At 49.6% G+C, this 14,902-nt stretch carries 13 protein-coding genes; 6 read left to right on the top strand and 7 right to left on the bottom strand.

Annotated features, from left to right (window positions below):
• The first annotated feature begins 25 nt into the window (after positions 1 to 25).
• The 5 genes from argF (at position 26) to C5O22_RS10270 (ending at position 5,070) form a co-directional block, all read left to right on the top strand.
• Positions 26 to 973 (top strand): ornithine carbamoyltransferase, encoded by a 948-nt coding sequence (gene argF / locus C5O22_RS10290; protein WP_132781533.1) that lies wholly within the window; start codon positions 26 to 28, stop codon positions 971 to 973.
• A gap of 170 nt (positions 974 to 1,143) precedes the next feature.
• Positions 1,144 to 1,599, top strand: coding sequence for a hypothetical protein (locus C5O22_RS10285; RefSeq protein WP_132781531.1), 456 nt, complete (start codon positions 1,144 to 1,146; stop codon positions 1,597 to 1,599).
• Positions 1,600 to 2,769 (top strand): M24 family metallopeptidase, encoded by a 1,170-nt coding sequence (locus C5O22_RS10280; RefSeq protein ID WP_132781529.1) that lies wholly within the window; start codon positions 1,600 to 1,602, stop codon positions 2,767 to 2,769. It abuts the gene before it with no gap.
• 16 nt (positions 2,770 to 2,785) lie between these two features.
• Entirely contained in the window at positions 2,786 to 3,766 is a 981-nt protein-coding gene (locus tag C5O22_RS10275; protein ID WP_132781527.1) for a DHH family phosphoesterase, read from the top strand.
• A 452-nt stretch (positions 3,767 to 4,218) separates the two neighbouring features.
• Positions 4,219 to 5,070, top strand: a complete 852-nt coding sequence (locus C5O22_RS10270) for a sigma factor (RefSeq protein ID WP_165910493.1) — start codon at positions 4,219 to 4,221, stop codon at positions 5,068 to 5,070.
• Positions 5,071 to 5,126: 56 nt separating this feature from the next.
• On the opposite strand, the gene C5O22_RS10265 is transcribed toward C5O22_RS10270, so the two are convergent.
• The 4 genes from C5O22_RS10265 to nrdR form a co-directional block, all read right to left on the bottom strand.
• Positions 5,127 to 5,912: an anaerobic ribonucleoside-triphosphate reductase activating protein gene (locus C5O22_RS10265; protein WP_132781523.1), complete on the bottom strand. Its 786-nt coding sequence runs from the start codon at positions 5,910 to 5,912 to the stop codon at positions 5,127 to 5,129.
• Positions 5,913 to 5,937: 25 nt separating this feature from the next.
• On the bottom strand, positions 5,938 to 6,501 hold the full coding sequence (locus C5O22_RS10260) for a thioredoxin family protein (protein WP_132781521.1): 564 nt from the start codon (positions 6,499 to 6,501) through the stop codon (positions 5,938 to 5,940).
• 166 nt (positions 6,502 to 6,667) lie between these two features.
• Positions 6,668 to 8,797 carry a ribonucleoside triphosphate reductase gene (locus tag C5O22_RS10255; protein WP_132781519.1) on the bottom strand — a complete coding sequence of 710 codons (2,130 nt, stop codon included), beginning with the start codon at positions 8,795 to 8,797 and terminating at the stop codon, positions 6,668 to 6,670.
• Complete coding sequence (gene nrdR, locus C5O22_RS10250; RefSeq protein ID WP_132781517.1) at positions 8,794 to 9,255, bottom strand: transcriptional regulator NrdR; 462 nt, start codon at positions 9,253 to 9,255, stop codon at positions 8,794 to 8,796. The genes C5O22_RS10255 and nrdR overlap by 4 nt, the downstream gene beginning before the upstream one ends.
• A gap of 237 nt (positions 9,256 to 9,492) precedes the next feature.
• On the opposite strand from nrdR, the gene C5O22_RS10245 reads away from it, so the two are divergent.
• Positions 9,493 to 10,626 (top strand): glycosyltransferase family 4 protein, encoded by a 1,134-nt coding sequence (locus tag C5O22_RS10245; protein ID WP_132781515.1) that lies wholly within the window; start codon positions 9,493 to 9,495, stop codon positions 10,624 to 10,626.
• A 5-nt stretch (positions 10,627 to 10,631) separates the two neighbouring features.
• Here C5O22_RS10245 and lon read toward each other — a convergent pair whose 3' ends face one another.
• The 3 genes from lon to clpP are packed head-to-tail and all read right to left on the bottom strand — an operon-like array spanning position 10,632 to position 14,900.
• On the bottom strand, positions 10,632 to 13,055 hold the full coding sequence (gene lon / locus C5O22_RS10240; RefSeq protein WP_132781514.1) for an endopeptidase La: 2,424 nt from the start codon (positions 13,053 to 13,055) through the stop codon (positions 10,632 to 10,634).
• The gene (clpX, locus tag C5O22_RS10235) at positions 13,052 to 14,305 is read right to left on the bottom strand and encodes an ATP-dependent Clp protease ATP-binding subunit ClpX (protein WP_132781512.1); all 1,254 of its coding nucleotides are present in this window, start codon (positions 14,303 to 14,305) and stop codon (positions 13,052 to 13,054) included. The genes lon and clpX overlap by 4 nt, the downstream gene beginning before the upstream one ends.
• Complete coding sequence (gene clpP / locus C5O22_RS10230; protein ID WP_132781510.1) at positions 14,289 to 14,900, bottom strand: ATP-dependent Clp endopeptidase proteolytic subunit ClpP; 612 nt, start codon at positions 14,898 to 14,900, stop codon at positions 14,289 to 14,291. The genes clpX and clpP overlap by 17 nt, the downstream gene beginning before the upstream one ends.
• Positions 14,901 to 14,902 lie beyond the last annotated feature (2 nt).

Here is a 14,902-nt window from a genome sequence, read left to right as displayed (position 1 = left end):
TATAATTTTACAATCGGAGGAGTATATGGACCCAATCGTGTTACGAGGACGGAGTCTCCTTACGTGGAAAGACTATAGGGCTGAAGAGATTCGGTATCTTCTGGAATTGTCTAAAAAGGTAAAAGCCGAACGCCAGCGGGGAGAACGGCATCAGCGTTTTGTAGGTAGAACCCTCGCGTTATTGTTCGAAAAGCGGTCCACCCGGACCCGTTGTGCCTTTGAAACCGCCTTCGGAGAGGAAGGGGGACACCCCGTATTTCTTTCCACCCAGGATATTCAGTTGGGGGCGAAGGAAAGCGTAGAGGATACTGCCCGGGTTCTGGGAAGGATGTTTGATGCCATAGAGTTCCGGGGTTTTAAACAGGAAACGGTGGAAATTCTCGCAAAATATGCGGGGGTGCCGGTGTATAACGGCCTTACCGATACCTATCATCCAACCCAGGTCCTGGCGGATATCATGACCCTGGAAGAAGATTTTGGGGACTGTAGGGGGAAAAAACTCTGTTTTGTAGGTGATGGAAGAAACAATGTGGCCCGGTCCCTCATGATTATCTGTGCCAAACTGGGAGTTCATTATACCGTGGTGTGTCCTTCGGAACTCCAGCCCGATGCGGCCACCGTGGCGCTCTGTAAAGAATATGCCCGGGAATCAGGGGCGAGCATTCAGGTCTCTTCGGAGAGGGATGCGGTAGAAGGGGCTCATGCCCTGTATACGGATGTGTGGGTTTCCATGGGCGAAGAATCCCTACGGGAACAGCGGATCCGTCTTCTTACCCCCTACCGGGTGGATGAAAGTCTTATGGCGCGAACAGGCCGGTCCGATACGATCTTTTTGCATTGTTTGCCGGCGGTGAAAGGGGAAGAGGTTTCCTACGAGGTTATTGAGGGCCCCACGAGTCGCGTATGGGATGAGGCAGAAAACCGCAAGCATACGATTAAGGCTATTTTACTCGCCACCTTAGGGGAAGCGTAAGTAGCTAGTGAAACGGGCCGCGTGGATAAAGATCTAAACAGGGGAGCATCGGGAAGATGCTCCTTTTTTAAAGAAAATTACTTGCAGATTCTTTCAGGGGCGTTTATACTGATACTTGAAAAGGAAAAATATTTTTCCGATGAAAAGCGTAGTAGTGTGGGAGGTTGCCCTTGAAAAGGTTACAACTGGTATGCCTCTTGATAGTAGGGGGGTGGTTCGTGGGGAGTCTTGGTGCTCAACCTGCCGCAGGAACGAGCGGAGGGGTGCAGGAATATCCCAAGACCCCCGGTCAATGGTCTGATATGTTTTATGTTAATATCCCCATTGTAAAAATCTATCCGTATAGTGAAGGATTTATGGTGCTCTATCAAAAAAGTGGGGCCCAATTGGGGCGGCTCTATCTTCCCGAGCGTTGGTTCACTTCTGCGGGGGGGAAGGGAGAGCTTATCATGCTGGACAATGATACCACCTGGCCCTATCTTGTGGTGTTTTACAAAGAGGGAAAATTTGCCCATGTTCGGCTGTACGTAAAGCGGAGCAGGACCCACCAGAGCTGGGGTATTCTGCCTCAGGGAACGAACCTTTCCGAGTACTTTAAGAGTGACGATTTAAAGATTGAGTTCTAAATGAACGACTCCACATCAATTTCCTCATTATGTGCTGCCATCCAGGTTGAAGGCCTGGATGGTTGGCTTTTTTATAATTTTAAGCATCGGGATCCGCTGGCAGATGAGTTACTCGGGATTTCGCCGAAACAGACCAATTCTCGCCCCTGGATATATGTCCTTTTTAACCAGGAGGAGCCCCTTAAAATAGTTCATGCTATTGAAGCAACAATTCTGGATCATCTTCCTGGAAAAACCGTCCTGTATCAGAGCCAGGAAGAATTGGAACGGGCCCTCGATAGGGTGCGGGGTAAGCGACTTGCCCTCCATGTGGATGAGGCCCTACCGGTTGTTTCTTTCGTTGATGGAGGATTTTTAAAAAGGCTGGAACGACATCAGATCTCGATTGTTTCGGCGGCCCCCTTAATTCAGCGCTGTAAGGGCTTGCTTGATCAGGAGGGGATCCAGAGTCATGGTCGCGCGGCCCATGCTTTGTATGATATCGTTCATGACACCTGGGCGTTTATATCGTATCACTATAAAGAAAAAAAACTCCTTACCGAAGGAATGATTCAGCGATATATTCAAGACTCCTTTGGCAAAAGGGGCCTTATAACGGATCACCCTCCTATTGTGGCAGCGGGGGCCCACAGTGGGGATCCCCATTATGATCCGAGGGGAGAAGGGATACCCCTCGGAGAAGGGGCTGTTATCCAGCTTGATCTCTGGGCAAAGGAAAACTATCCCGGCGCTATCTATGCGGATATTTCGTGGGTCGGCGTCTACGGTAATTCTGCTACACAGGAACAGGAAGATCTTTTTATGACCCTCATCGAAGGGCGGGAACGGGCCCTATCCTTTATATCGGCGAGTCTTTCGTCGGGACGGCGCCCCCAGGGCTTAGAGGTAGATCGGGTTGTCCGGGAATTCTTTGTGGAACGGGGGGTGGGTTCTGCTCTTAAGCACCGGACCGGCCACGGAATTGATACGGAATGTCATGGTTCAGGGGTTAACCTTGATAGCGTTGAGTTCCCCGACCATCGGCTGCTCCTGGATGGCTCTTGTTTTTCCATAGAACCGGGGTTATATTTTGAGCGTTTTGGATTCCGTACTGAAATCGATGTGTATATCTGGGAAGGCCGGCCGTATGTGTCGGGTAAAGAACGTCAGTATGAGCTGTTACGAATGTAAGGAATAAAAGACCGTTATGAAAACCTATCCTCAGTTACCGTCTCTTTTGTCGTTTATACAGGAGGGGAGTACCTTTGTTGTGGCGGGCCACAAAGAGCCCGATGGCGATTGTGTGGGAAGCCAGCTGGCCCTGGCGTCGGTCCTTCGTCGTCTTGGAAAAGAAACAATCCTCTGTAATGAGGGGCCCTTTAAACGACCTGAGGTACTTCCCTATGAAACCTATTTTAGTGCTACCCTTCCTCCGGCAGGGGCACAGGACCGCCGGGTAATTATTGTGGATTGCTCCAGCCTTGAGCGGACCGGAACTCTTATGGATAGCCTTAAACCCTATCCCCTGGCGGTAGTGGATCACCATGCAACGGGCAAACCGGAAGGAACCGTGATATTTCTTGATCCTACGGCTCCTTCGGTGACATTTTTGGTGCTCCATATCATCGAAGCCCTGGGGCTTACCCCGACCACAGAAGAAGCGGAACTTCTTTTGTTCGGCCTCTGCACCGATACGGGATTTTTTCGGCACCTGGATGTAGGTAGTGAAGAAACCTTTTTAGCCGTGGCTCGCCTGGTACAGGCCGGGGCTAGCCCAAAAAAAATCTTCCAATGGATTAACGGCGGGAAAAGCCTGGATTCTCGCTTCCTTTTGGGAAGATTGCTGCTGCGAACCCAATCGTATTATGGGGGAAAGCTGCTTGTGTCCTACGAAACGCTGGAAGACTCCCAGGAATTTGGCCTTGAGGGTCGGGATTCGGATATGCTGTATCAGCTACTACAATCGGTGCGGGGAGTGGAGGCTATCGCGGTACTTCGTCAGGAAAGCGCCGAAACCTGTACCGTGGGCTTGCGTTCCCGGGACAGTATCGATGTTTCTCGTATAGCGGCCCGATTTGGTGGAGGTGGCCATCGGCAGGCGGCGGGCTTCCTTACAAAGGGAACAGTCTCGGAACTCAAAGAAACTTTAGTTGCCGCCTTTGAAGAATGTTTTACGATTTCTCCGTAAGCCCCCTCGGCATAGTCTTTTGATGGTATAGCCCAAGCCGTCATTGGCGGATTACTCTCTCTTGCTTCCTGTCGTAGCTGCCTTTGATACGACAGGAAGATTCTATCCTCGGCTTATATCGAAAATTAACCGAAAGTAGGATAGATCATAATGATTCGCTATCCTGATTTGTAACAAAGTGTATCAAAATCTCTAAAATCTCTACGATAAATAAGAGGCGTTGTAAATCACTAAGAATATTGATTGCTGGATTTTGTAACAAAATGTAACAGAATCTCTAAAATCTCCATGATTTTTATAGTTGTTGCTATTTCTATCTGTTTTCTTTATAATGATTTAATAAAAAATTGTGTTATCTCCTAGGTTTCTGCTCTGTCTGGCATGTTCTGTGCTTTCTCCTCTACAAATACAATTTTCCTATCATAGGAAAACAGTAAGGGAGGATGTCATTTATGGAAGATCTTGATGTATTATACCGACAGTACCAAGAGGGGAAAATAGAACGGAGCAGTCTAGAACGTTCTATTTTTTCGTTACTATGTACTTATCCGGCCCGTTTTCGTTTAGCCCATATGTCTCAGGAGGATCGACTGGACCTGGTATCCGAGCTTTTTCCCTATGTTCGCCGGGCCATAGAACAGTACAAAGAGGTGGGCTCTTCCTTTAGTGCCTATCTGTATTCGTGGATTCAGTGGGGAGTAAAGGGGTATCACCGGACAGAGAAAAAAGGTAAAACCATGGAGGAACTGTATTGGAAATTAACCTGTGAAACCGAGCCTATGGTAGCTGAACCGGTGGCCCTTGAAGAAGAAACTGGGGACCCTCCACAGGGAGATACTTCTGGTACTGGTTTTCAAGGCAAAAGGTTAAATAAACAACATATTTTATTCTTGGTGTTAAAATGTTATCGTTATATTTCCGATGATTTTGCCCGTCGCATTGCTCAGCGCCTGGGGATGAAAGAGGAGGCCCTTTTTTCTTTGATAGAAAAAGTAAAAAAGGTAAGGGAGCGCCATGATATCTGGATAGATACCCTTACAGAACGGAAACAGCGCTATACATTGAGGATCCTGCTGTTAAAACGGGAGCTTGCCCATCCTGATCTATCAGAGCATAAGAGAAAGATAATAGAAGAGCGCCTTGCGAAGTTAGAGCAAAGACTAAAGGCGGTAACTCGCCGTTGTCAGTCCCTCAGGACTTCCGCCTCTAATAACGAGGTAGCTCAGGTACTCGGTATTCCGAAAGGTACGGTGGATTCGGGGTGCTATCTTTTGAAATGGCAATGGAAGCGTTTTCACGAGTGATGGGGGATAAATCGCAAAAAACCCACTTTTTACAATGTTGGGCTTACCCAAAAAGCTTAGCCCCCCAGGCCCCTGAGCCGGACATCCTTCCCCAGAGATTGAGCGAGGTTTGCTAGTTTCTGGACCTGTTCGCTTGTGGTATCGGCGGTGCCTTCCCAGTGGGGATCAAGACAGTGTCCACCCCGAAAGGGGGTAAAATACCAGGGACTATTGCCGACAAGGGGGGCTAGTTCTTCAATATCCCCTTCGGTGGTGAAGCCTTCCGGGAGTATGACGGTGCGAAATTCGTGGGCTATCCCACTGGCTTGTACCATTTCACAGCTTTCTCTAAGGAAAAAGGGTATATCTTCGGGACTGGTTGTTTTTGTAGCCCCTTCTGATCTTGTGGGGAGGGGGCGTACTTCCTGATATCGGGAAAGGCCGATTTTAAGATCCACCGCCACATAATCCGGTCGGGTGTCGAGAGGGGCGGAAAGGAGTTTTTTCAACACCTCTGGTCTACTCCCATTGGTATCGAGTTTCACAAAGAAGCCCTGTTCCTTTAAGAGCATAACGAGTTCCGGCAAATGAGGAAAAAGGGTGGGTTCCCCCCCGGTCATCACTACGGCGGGGACCCGATTCTGACGGGCCTCCAGAATTGCCAGGGCCTCTTCCAGACGGATCCATTCTTCTTCGTTTTCCTGAGAAAGAAGGACTAATTCGGGGTTGTGGCACCAGGGACAGCGGAAGTTACAGCCCCGGAAAAAGATTACCGCCGCTAATTTCCCCGGATAGTCCACAAGACTCAGTTTCCGCAGTCCCACCTTCGTGGATTGGGTCCATGAGGGTAAAGGCGTAGCCATATCGGTATGCGCCCCTATGGCGGTTTTATACCGCCGCTGATAAAACTGGCTGTTCAGCGTTTACTAAAATAGCCCACTTTCGGATTGAAGAGGCATCAGTGGCCCGGCCTTGTTCTTTTCCTTGCCCATCCAAAAGGATGGCCGTGGGGGTACTATAAACGCCGTATTCTCGGGCCCGTTCCATCCCTTCCGGCGTTCCCGCATCGATATATTCCGCGGCTATACCGAGTTCTTCTACGGCCGCCTTTGCAGGCGGGCAGGCTGGACACTTATTCTGAATAAAAAGGAGGACCTTCACTCCTGCTGTTGAAATCGCCGTCTCTTCGGGGAAAAGGGCCAGAGAAGGAGAGGCCTCCCTCGCTATAGTTGGTTTTTTTTCTTCCTTTTGGCTCTTTTTCTCTAGGGTAGATTCGGAGACGGTAAAAAGGCGGCGCTCTTTGTATTCTTCTTTTTTACCAATATTCCAGTTCCGCACCGAACGGTAATAGCCTACAATCCGGGTATACACTTCAGTAGGGGTTCCCTCGACGTGGGCAAGTTCTTCCCGGAGTTCCGCCAGTTCCCGTTCAATGTCTGCAAGTGTCCTCATCGTTGTCCTCCCGTGTTGTTTTTGGTGGGGCATGGCCCCCCTTTTTATATTCCCTGTACGTTCTTCGTACAGCTATGGCACACTACAAATCCCTCCCTTTTTTAACAGCCCTTCACAGGTTTTTAGGAAAACCTGTGAAGGGGCTTGGAACGATAAAAAGATGGGCTCATCCTGCAACCATAAGGGCTTCCCGCTCTTTTTCAAGATTAAGGATTCGTTCCCGAAGGGCTTCTTCTCTTTCTTGTTTGCAAAGGGGACAGGTAAAGTGTTCTCCCTTAAGATACCCGTGGACGGGGCACACCGAGAAGGTCGGAGAGATAGTAAAGTAGGGGATCCGATAATTATGGGCAATGGTTTGTACCAGGTCCCGGCATACCCTCCAATCGTCGATGGCCTCTCCCAGGAAGGCATGGAAGACGGTCCCCCCCGTATAGGCGGTCTGAAGGGGCTCCTGTAGATCCAGGGCTTCGAAAATATCATCGGTGTACATGACCGGTAACTGGGTAGAGTTGGTGTAGTAGGGTTCTCGAGTTCCCGCCGTAATGATATCGGGATATCGCTTTTTATCATGGAGCGCCAGCCGATAGGAGGTTGATTCGGCAGGGGTGGCTTCCAAGTTAAAGAGTTCCCCCGTTTCTTCCTGGTAATCGGCCAGACGATTGCGCATAAAGTGCAGGGTCTTAAGGGCAAAGGCCTGTCCCTGGGGGGTTGCGATGTGTACGTCCTTACCGAAGAAATTCAGGAGACATTCGTTCATGCCCACGAGTCCAATGGTATTGAAGTGGTTCTCTAAGGTGTGGAGATACCGCTTTGTATAGGGGAACAGACCGCTTTCCAGAAGTCGGTTGATAACCTTTCGTTTGATTACCAGGCTTTCTTTTGCCAGGTCCATCAATTTCCCAAGCCGTTTGAAAAAGTCCGCCTCATCTTTTGCAAGGTACCCAATACGGGGGAGATTAATGGTAACCACTCCAATGGACCCCGTAAGTTCGTCGGAACCGAAGAGGCCTCCCCCCCGTTTTCGCAATTGCCGTTTATCCAACTGCAGTCGGCAGCACATGGAACGGACATCTCCCGGGTTCAGGTCGGAGTTGACAAAATTCTGGAAATAGGGCGTTCCATACCGGGCGGTCATTTCAAAAAGAAGGCGTGCATTGTCGCTCTCCCAGGGGAAATCCCGGGTAATGTTGTAGGTTGGTATGGGGTACTGGAAGCCCCGGCCCGCCGCATCTCCTTCGAGCATAAGTTCGATGAACATCCGGTTTACCCGGTCCATCTCTTCCTGGCAATCCCCGTAGGTATAGGGCATTTCCACCCCACCCACGATGGCGGGTCGATCCTTAAGGTCCTCAGGGCAGGTCCAGTCAAGGGTTATGTTCGTAAAGGGCGCTTGACTACCCCAGCGGCTCGGCGTATTTACCCCGAAAATGAAACTTTGCAAACACTGTTTGAGCTCTTTATCACTCAATTTGTCCTGTTTTACAAAGGGGGCCACATAGGTATCAAAAGAACTGAAGGCCTGAGCTCCGGCCCACTCATTCTGAAGGCAGCCCAGAAAATTAACCGCCTGCTGCATGAGGGTGCTTAAATGTTTTGCCGGTTTAGAGGTTATTTTATCCTTTACCCCCCCAAGCCCTTCCTGTATAAGCTGCCTCAGGGACCAGCCTGCGCAGTACCCCGAGAACATAGAGAGATCGTGGATGTGAAAATCCGCATTCCGATGGGCTTCGGCTATTTCGGGAGTGTAAATATTCTTTAGCCAGTAATGGGCGGTAATAGTCCCCGAATTATGCAGGATAAGGCCTCCAAGAGAAAAGTTTACATTGGCATTTTCATTAACCCGCCAGTCCGATTGCTGAAGGTACCCATCCATGGTGGCGTCGATATCGAGGAGGAGTTTTTTGGCATCCCGGATTGCTTCATGGCGAGCGCGATACAGAATATAGGCCTTGGCTACCGCCGTTTCTTTTGCTTCGATAAGGGCCGTTTCTACCAGGTCCTGAATTTCTTCAATTGCCGGGATAGAATTGGGATGCCTGCTGGCCATAAGCAGCCGTAGCAATTCTTCTACCCGGTCGGTGATTGCCTCTGCTTTACCTCGTCCATCGGGTGATGCTTCAGGTACTTTTACCGCCATAAATGCCTTGGTTATCGCCGAAAGGATCTTATCCCGATTGTAGGGTTCGATAGCGCCGGATCGTTTTACTACGAATTTACAGGGCGCCGTTCCCGACATATGGGTCGGTTTTTCCCCCCTTTCTCCCTGTTGGAGTTCTGGAAACAAGGATTCTTTCATGCTTTTCCTCCTAACTTTTGAATTTCCTGGACAAATTCATCCAGATTTTCAAAATGGCGATATACCGAAGCAAAGCGGATGTACGCCACTTTATCGATTTCTCCGAGTTTTTTCAGGACCAGTTCGCCAATCTCAGTGCTGGGAATTTCGTGGTTTGCCTTCCCTGCGATAGCTACGGCATCTTCAATTTCATTTACCAGGTTTTCGATGGTCATCTGGGAAACAGGCCGCTTTTCAAGGGCCCGTTGGACACCCCGTTCTATTTTCGCCCGGTCAAAGGGTTCTCGCCGGCCATCCCGTTTGATGACCATAAACTGTTTATCTTCGATACGCTCGTAGCTCGTAAATCGATAGCCACAGTCAATGCATTCTCGGCGTCGCCGAATCGATTCCCCATTGGCAAGGGTCCGGGATTCCACTACCTTATCGTTAAAACTACCACAGTGGGGGCATCGCATACGTTCTCTATTCCTTATCCATCTATAGGAAAAATACTACTCTATATATAGAGTTTTTTATTTTTCAAATGTATTATAACACGCTATAGGTTGGGTGACAAGTCCTAAACATATTTTATTCTATTTTTTACTTCCATTTTTTGAAGAAAACTGGTATGCTAAGGGATGTGTGGTCTCCGTACCTAATACCATCCCAAGCGCAATACATTGCTTTGTGGGATCTGAAGAGGAGAGGCGATGCGGATAGGCATAGATACGTTTGGGTGTGATAGTGGAGAATCGGGTATTGGTGTCTATCTTAAGTATCTTTTACGCTATCTTCCCCGGGTATCTGCCAGGTATGAACTTTTTGGCTGGGAATTTGACCGGTATGCCTTTACCGATGTGGCGGAAGACCTGGAGTTTATTTCCCAGTCCTTTAGGACAGGACGGACTGCCAATTCTTTGTGGCATATCTTTCGGTATCCTGAATTTGCCCGCCAGCGCGGCTATGAGGTGTGTTTTTTCCCCGCCGCGAATCGGCGGCTTCCCTGGAAGTCTCCCTGTCCCACGGTGGGTACGGTTCATGATTTGGGAGCCTACCGGGGGCCCCTGCGGAATAGGGAGCAGTTGGGGGCGGTGCTTCGGCTTGTGTTCCCTGACTCGATTCGGCACCTGGATAGAATTATCGCCGTCAGTGAATGGGTAAAACAAGAACTCATTGAGGTAGCTCGAGTAAAACCCCACCGGGTCGTGGTAATCCCGAACGGTATCGATACCAGTGCTTTTTATCCCCGCCCTAAGAACGAAGAAAGTGTTTTACTGATTCAGCCTTTTAGCTTCAAGCGTCCCTATATTCTCTATGTTTCTCGAATTGAATATCCCCTTAAGAATCATATCCGCCTTATTCAGGCCTTTGAAATCTTTAAAGAGCGAACCCGCTTTCCTCATCGCCTGGTGTTAGCTGGAGCTGATCGGAAGGGGGCCGAGAAGGTAAAACGGGCGGCCATGCAATCAAAGTATCGCCAGGACATATTTTTTACCGGCTACTTTCCTTATAAACACTTACCAGAGCTCTATGCTGGGGCAGATATGGTGGTGTTTCCTTCCCTGTATGAAGGTTTTGGCCTTGGGGTTCTTGAAGCGATGGCCTGTGGGGTTCCCGTGGCCTGCGCCCGGGCGGCTTCCCTGCCTGAGACGGCGGAACATGGGGCTCTCTATTTTGATCCCTACTCACCGGAAGATATGGCCGATCGAATGGTAACCCTTGCAACAGACAGGAGCGTTCATCGGGAATGTCGACAGCGGGGGTTGGAACGGGCCCAACAATTTTCTTGGGAACGCTGCGCCCAGGAAACCTTTAAGGTTTTAATGGAAGCCGCGGGCCGCTAGGAATATCAAAGTGTGCTACTTTCGGGTGAAAGGGTAGTAGCCGGGGTTTCTTCTTGGGGGAATAGAAAAGCAAAAACTTCGGCAGCTTTTTCTACATAGTGGATAGAAAGGGCCCGAAGGATATCCTTGTCCAGTTCTTCCAGATCTTCCTTGTTCCCTTGGGGAAGGATAACATTTGTAATCCCGTTCCGCAGGGCCGCAAGGAGTTTTTCTTTAAGCCCTCCGATAGGGAGTACCCTGCCCGTAAGGGTAAGTTCTCCCGTCATTGCCACAAGGGAGCGGGGGGCTCGTTGCAAGAGACAGGAAAGAAGGGATGATGCCAGGGTGATGCCTGCCGAAGGCCCATCCTTGGGGATCGCTCCTTCCGGTACATGAATGTGAAAATCGTATTTGGTAAAATTCTCGTTGGGAACGTTGAGTTCTTGACCCATGCTTCGAAGGAAAGAAAGGGCGATGCGGGCGCTTTCTTTCATCACGTCACCCAGGTTGCCTGTTATGATAAGTTCTCCCGAGCCTTCAAAGCGAACCGTTTCTACGGGGAGCATGGTTCCCCCGGTTTCTGTCCAGGCAAGGCCGTAACAAACCCCGATGCGGGATTCGGTGTATACCAGGTCGTGTTTATATTTTCGGTTCCCCAAAAGTTTTGAAAGGGTGGAAACCCGAATGGTTCGGCTAAAGCTTCCTATGGGTTTTTCTTCCGTGCCGTACCCTTTTGCAAGGGCTTCCCGGGCAAGTTTCCGGCTGCAGTGGGCTATCTCCCGTTCTAAATTGCGCACCCCCGATTCCATGGTACGATAGCGAATGATATCAAAAATTGCCTCATCCTGAAAGGTAATATGGGCTTCGCCGAGGCCATTTTCTGCAAGTTGTTTTGGAATAAGATACTGTTTTGCAATCTGGAGTTTTTCATTTTCCCCATACCCGGGAACTTCTATTACTTCCATTCGGTCAAGAAGGGGGTGGGGGATGGTGTGCAAGGAGTTGGCCGTCGCAATGAAAAGCACCTTGGAAAGATTGTAAGGGACCTCGAGGTAATGATCTACGAAGGCATTATTCTGTTCTGGATCCAGAACCTCTAACAGGGCTGCCGCCGGGTCTCCTCGAAAATCCGAGGATAGCTTATCAATCTCATCAAGTAGAAACACCGGATTAATGGTGGCCGCCTTTTTCATGGATTGGAGAATTTTTCCCGGCAGGGCCCCGACATAAGTTTTTCGGTGTCCCCGGATTTCCGCCTCGTCCCGAACACCACCGAGGGAAACCCGCACAAAGTTCCGTCCTAGGGCCCGGGCAACCGAACGGCCAAGGCTGGTTTTCCCGGTACCAGGGGGACCGACAAAGCAAAGAATTGGTCCCCGAGTGGCGTCGGTCAATTTTCGAACGGCCAGGTATTCTAGGATGCGTTCCTTGGCCTTTTTCATATTGTAGTGATCTTCGTTAAGAATCGTTTCGGCCCTTTCTAGATCCGGATTATCGGTTGTTTGTTCTATCCAAGGGAGATCGAGAATCCATTCGAGGTAGCCTCGTAGCACGCCCGCTTCGGGGGACATGGCCTGGAGCCGTTTTAAACGACGCAGTTCCTTTTTTGCCTTTGCAAGGACCTCCTCAGGGAGTCCCCGGGCATTCAGATTTTTTTCTATTTCATCAAATTCATCTTCTTCTGCCTCATCCTTCCCCAGTTCTTTGCGGATTTCCTTTAATTGTTCATTTAAAATGTACTCCCGCTGGGTCTTATCCATGCGGCTTTTTACTTTACTGGCTATGCTTTTTTGAAGGGAGGCCACTTCCGTTTCTCGTTCGATTGTTTCGTACACCTGTTGTGCCCGAGCTTTGAGATCTTCCTGGGCCAGGAGTTCAAGTTTACGTTCTGTTTTCAGAGGAAGGGTATGGGATACCAGATTACAGACCTTTTCCAGATTCTCGATTCTTAGAACATCCGAGAGGAGTTCCTGGTTTACCTTTTTTGATACTTCCGCGTACTGACTAAAGGACTGTTGAATGGAACGGAGAAGGGCCACTAATTCAGGTTCCTCAGGAGGAGGGTAATAGGGATTGCCTATGAGGGAACGGACGGTGACGTAGGGAAGATTGTTCTTTTTACTTCTTTTGATAACCTCAGCCCGGTACTCTCCCTGGAGAACCACCCGATAGCTAATATCGGTATGACTCATGTGTCGCTGTATATAGGCTACCGTTCCATATCTTGGATTTTCCGTATCAAAGGGGTCCCGGCAACCAAAAGCACTTTTACAGGCCGCGAAGATTCGATTGCCATTGTATACAATGGCTTCATCGATAGCCTTGATCCCCTTGGGAGTACTTACCACAATGGAAACTACCGTGTCAGGAAAGAGCACAAAATCATCTAACAAAAGAATGGGGAGTTTTTCGGTGATTCTCCCCTCAGGATGAAGAGAAAAAATTTTCATGCGCTCTTTTGTAAGACGATGATTTCTGGCCGCTCAGATTTAAGGATTACGTCCTTCGTAACAACTACCCGCTTCTTTCCCGGAATGGAGGGAATCTCGAACATCACATCGGTCATTATTTTTTCTACAATGGCCCGTAAGCCCCGGGCGCCCGTTTTTTGCTTGATGGCCGTATCAGCGATGGCATCGATGGCTTCGTCGGTGAATTCCAGGTCTACCCCATCGATAGCCAGGGACGCCTTATACTGCTTCAGAATGGCATTCCTTGGCTCGGTGATAATCCGCTTAAGGTCTTCCTTTTTTAGGTCATCCAGGGTGACGGTGATGGGAAGCCGGCCGATGAATTCGGGGATCATACCGAATTTGATAAGATCATCCGGGTGAAGGGCATTGTACAATTCCCGGAGATCCTTGTCTTTTCGATGTCGTACATCGGCTCCGAATCCCATGGGATGCTGGGAAATCCGTTGCTCAATGAATTTGTCCAATCCCACAAAGGCTCCACCGCAAATAAAGAGAATATTGGTGGTGTCGATGCGAATCATCTCCTGGTTAGGATGCTTGCGTCCTCCCTGGGGAGGTACCGAAGCGATGGTTCCTTCAATGATCTTAAGGAGGGCCTGTTGTACCCCTTCGCCGGATACATCACGGGTAATGGAAACATTTTCCCCTTTTTTGGCTATCTTATCAATTTCGTCGATGTAGACGATGCCCCGTTCTGCGGCGGCAATGTTCCCACCCGCATTCTGGATGAGTTTGAGGAGGATGTTTTCCACATCTTCTCCCACGTAGCCCGCTTCGGTCAGGGTTGTTGCATCCGCAATCGCAAAGGGGACCTTCAGTTTTCGAGCCAGGGTCCGGGCTAAGAGGGTTTTCCCCGTTCCAGTGGGACCGATGAGCAAGACGTTAGACTTCTCTATTTCCACATCATCGGGGGTTCGGGCAGGATTGGCAATCCGTTTGTAGTGGTTATATACAGCCACTGACAGGGCCTTTTTTGCTTCTTCCTGTCCAATGATGAATTGGTCGAGGTATTCCTTAATTTCCCGGGGGGTGGGAATTTCCCCGGTGAATTGGGTTGCCAATTCTTGATCCTCTTCGGCGAGGATCTTACGACAGACCTCAACACATTCATCGCAGATGAACACATCATTGGGACCCGCAATGAGCCGGCGGGCCATATCGGCACTCTTGCCACAGAACGAACAAGCCCGTTCGTTTATTCCCATGCCGTTACGCAGTCGTGCCATGTTTTTCCCTCTTGAGAATAGCGTCTACCATCCCATATTGTACCGCATCCTGGGCGGCCATGAAGAAGTCCCGCTCAATATCAGCGGCTATCTGTTCCACCGTTTTACCCGTATGATGGGCAAAATACTCGATGGTGAGTTTCTTAAGCCGGAGAATCTCCTTTGCCTGGATCCCAATATCTGCAGCCTGCCCCTGAGCCCCTCCCCAGGGTTGATGGATAAGAACCCGGGAAGAGGGAAGGGCAAAACGCTTACCGGGACTGCCCGCTGCGAGCAGGAGGGCCGCCATGCTCGCCGCCTGCCCGAGACAAATGGTCTGGACGGGACACTTGATGTATTGCATGGTATCGTAAATAGCAAGCCCCGCCGTTACGGAACCGCCGGGTGAATTAATATACAAACTGATATCTTTTTCAGGGTCCTGCCCTTCAAGAAACAGAAGCTGGGCTACCACAAGATCCGCTGTAATATCGTTGATTTCCCCATCGAGGAACACAATGCGGTCTTTTAAAAGACGGGAGTAGATATCATAAGAACGCTCTCCCACTCCCGTCTGCTCTACTACAATTGGTACCAGGTTATTCATGTACTCCATAT

The organism is Treponema sp. J25 (assembly GCF_004343725.1).
Classification (GTDB): domain Bacteria; phylum Spirochaetota; class Spirochaetia; order Treponematales; family Breznakiellaceae; genus J25.
This window is presented reverse-complemented; position numbering and strand designations above follow the sequence as displayed.

What these genes read in the sequence shown, in the direction of transcription:
- C5O22_RS10265 (WP_132781523.1), bottom strand. Translation starts at nt 5,912, where the DNA reads ATGGCTACGCCTTTACCCTCATGGACCCAATCCACGAAGGTGGGACTG.
- C5O22_RS10255 (WP_132781519.1), bottom strand. Translation starts at nt 8,797, where the DNA reads ATGAAAGAATCCTTGTTTCCAGAACTCCAACAGGGAGAAAGGGGGGAA.
- C5O22_RS10275 (WP_132781527.1), top strand. Translation starts at nt 2,786, where the DNA reads ATGAAAACCTATCCTCAGTTACCGTCTCTTTTGTCGTTTATACAGGAG.
- lon (WP_132781514.1), bottom strand. Translation starts at nt 13,055, where the DNA reads ATGAAAATTTTTTCTCTTCATCCTGAGGGGAGAATCACCGAAAAACTC.
- clpP (WP_132781510.1), bottom strand. Translation starts at nt 14,900, where the DNA reads ATGGAGTACATGAATAACCTGGTACCAATTGTAGTAGAGCAGACGGGA.
- clpX (WP_132781512.1), bottom strand. Translation starts at nt 14,305, where the DNA reads ATGGCACGACTGCGTAACGGCATGGGAATAAACGAACGGGCTTGTTCG.
- C5O22_RS10270 (WP_165910493.1), top strand. Translation starts at nt 4,219, where the DNA reads ATGGAAGATCTTGATGTATTATACCGACAGTACCAAGAGGGGAAAATA.
- argF (WP_132781533.1), top strand. Translation starts at nt 26, where the DNA reads ATGGACCCAATCGTGTTACGAGGACGGAGTCTCCTTACGTGGAAAGAC.
- C5O22_RS10260 (WP_132781521.1), bottom strand. Translation starts at nt 6,501, where the DNA reads ATGAGGACACTTGCAGACATTGAACGGGAACTGGCGGAACTCCGGGAA.
- nrdR (WP_132781517.1), bottom strand. Translation starts at nt 9,255, where the DNA reads ATGCGATGCCCCCACTGTGGTAGTTTTAACGATAAGGTAGTGGAATCC.
- C5O22_RS10245 (WP_132781515.1), top strand. Translation starts at nt 9,493, where the DNA reads ATGCGGATAGGCATAGATACGTTTGGGTGTGATAGTGGAGAATCGGGT.
- C5O22_RS10280 (WP_132781529.1), top strand. Translation starts at nt 1,600, where the DNA reads ATGAACGACTCCACATCAATTTCCTCATTATGTGCTGCCATCCAGGTT.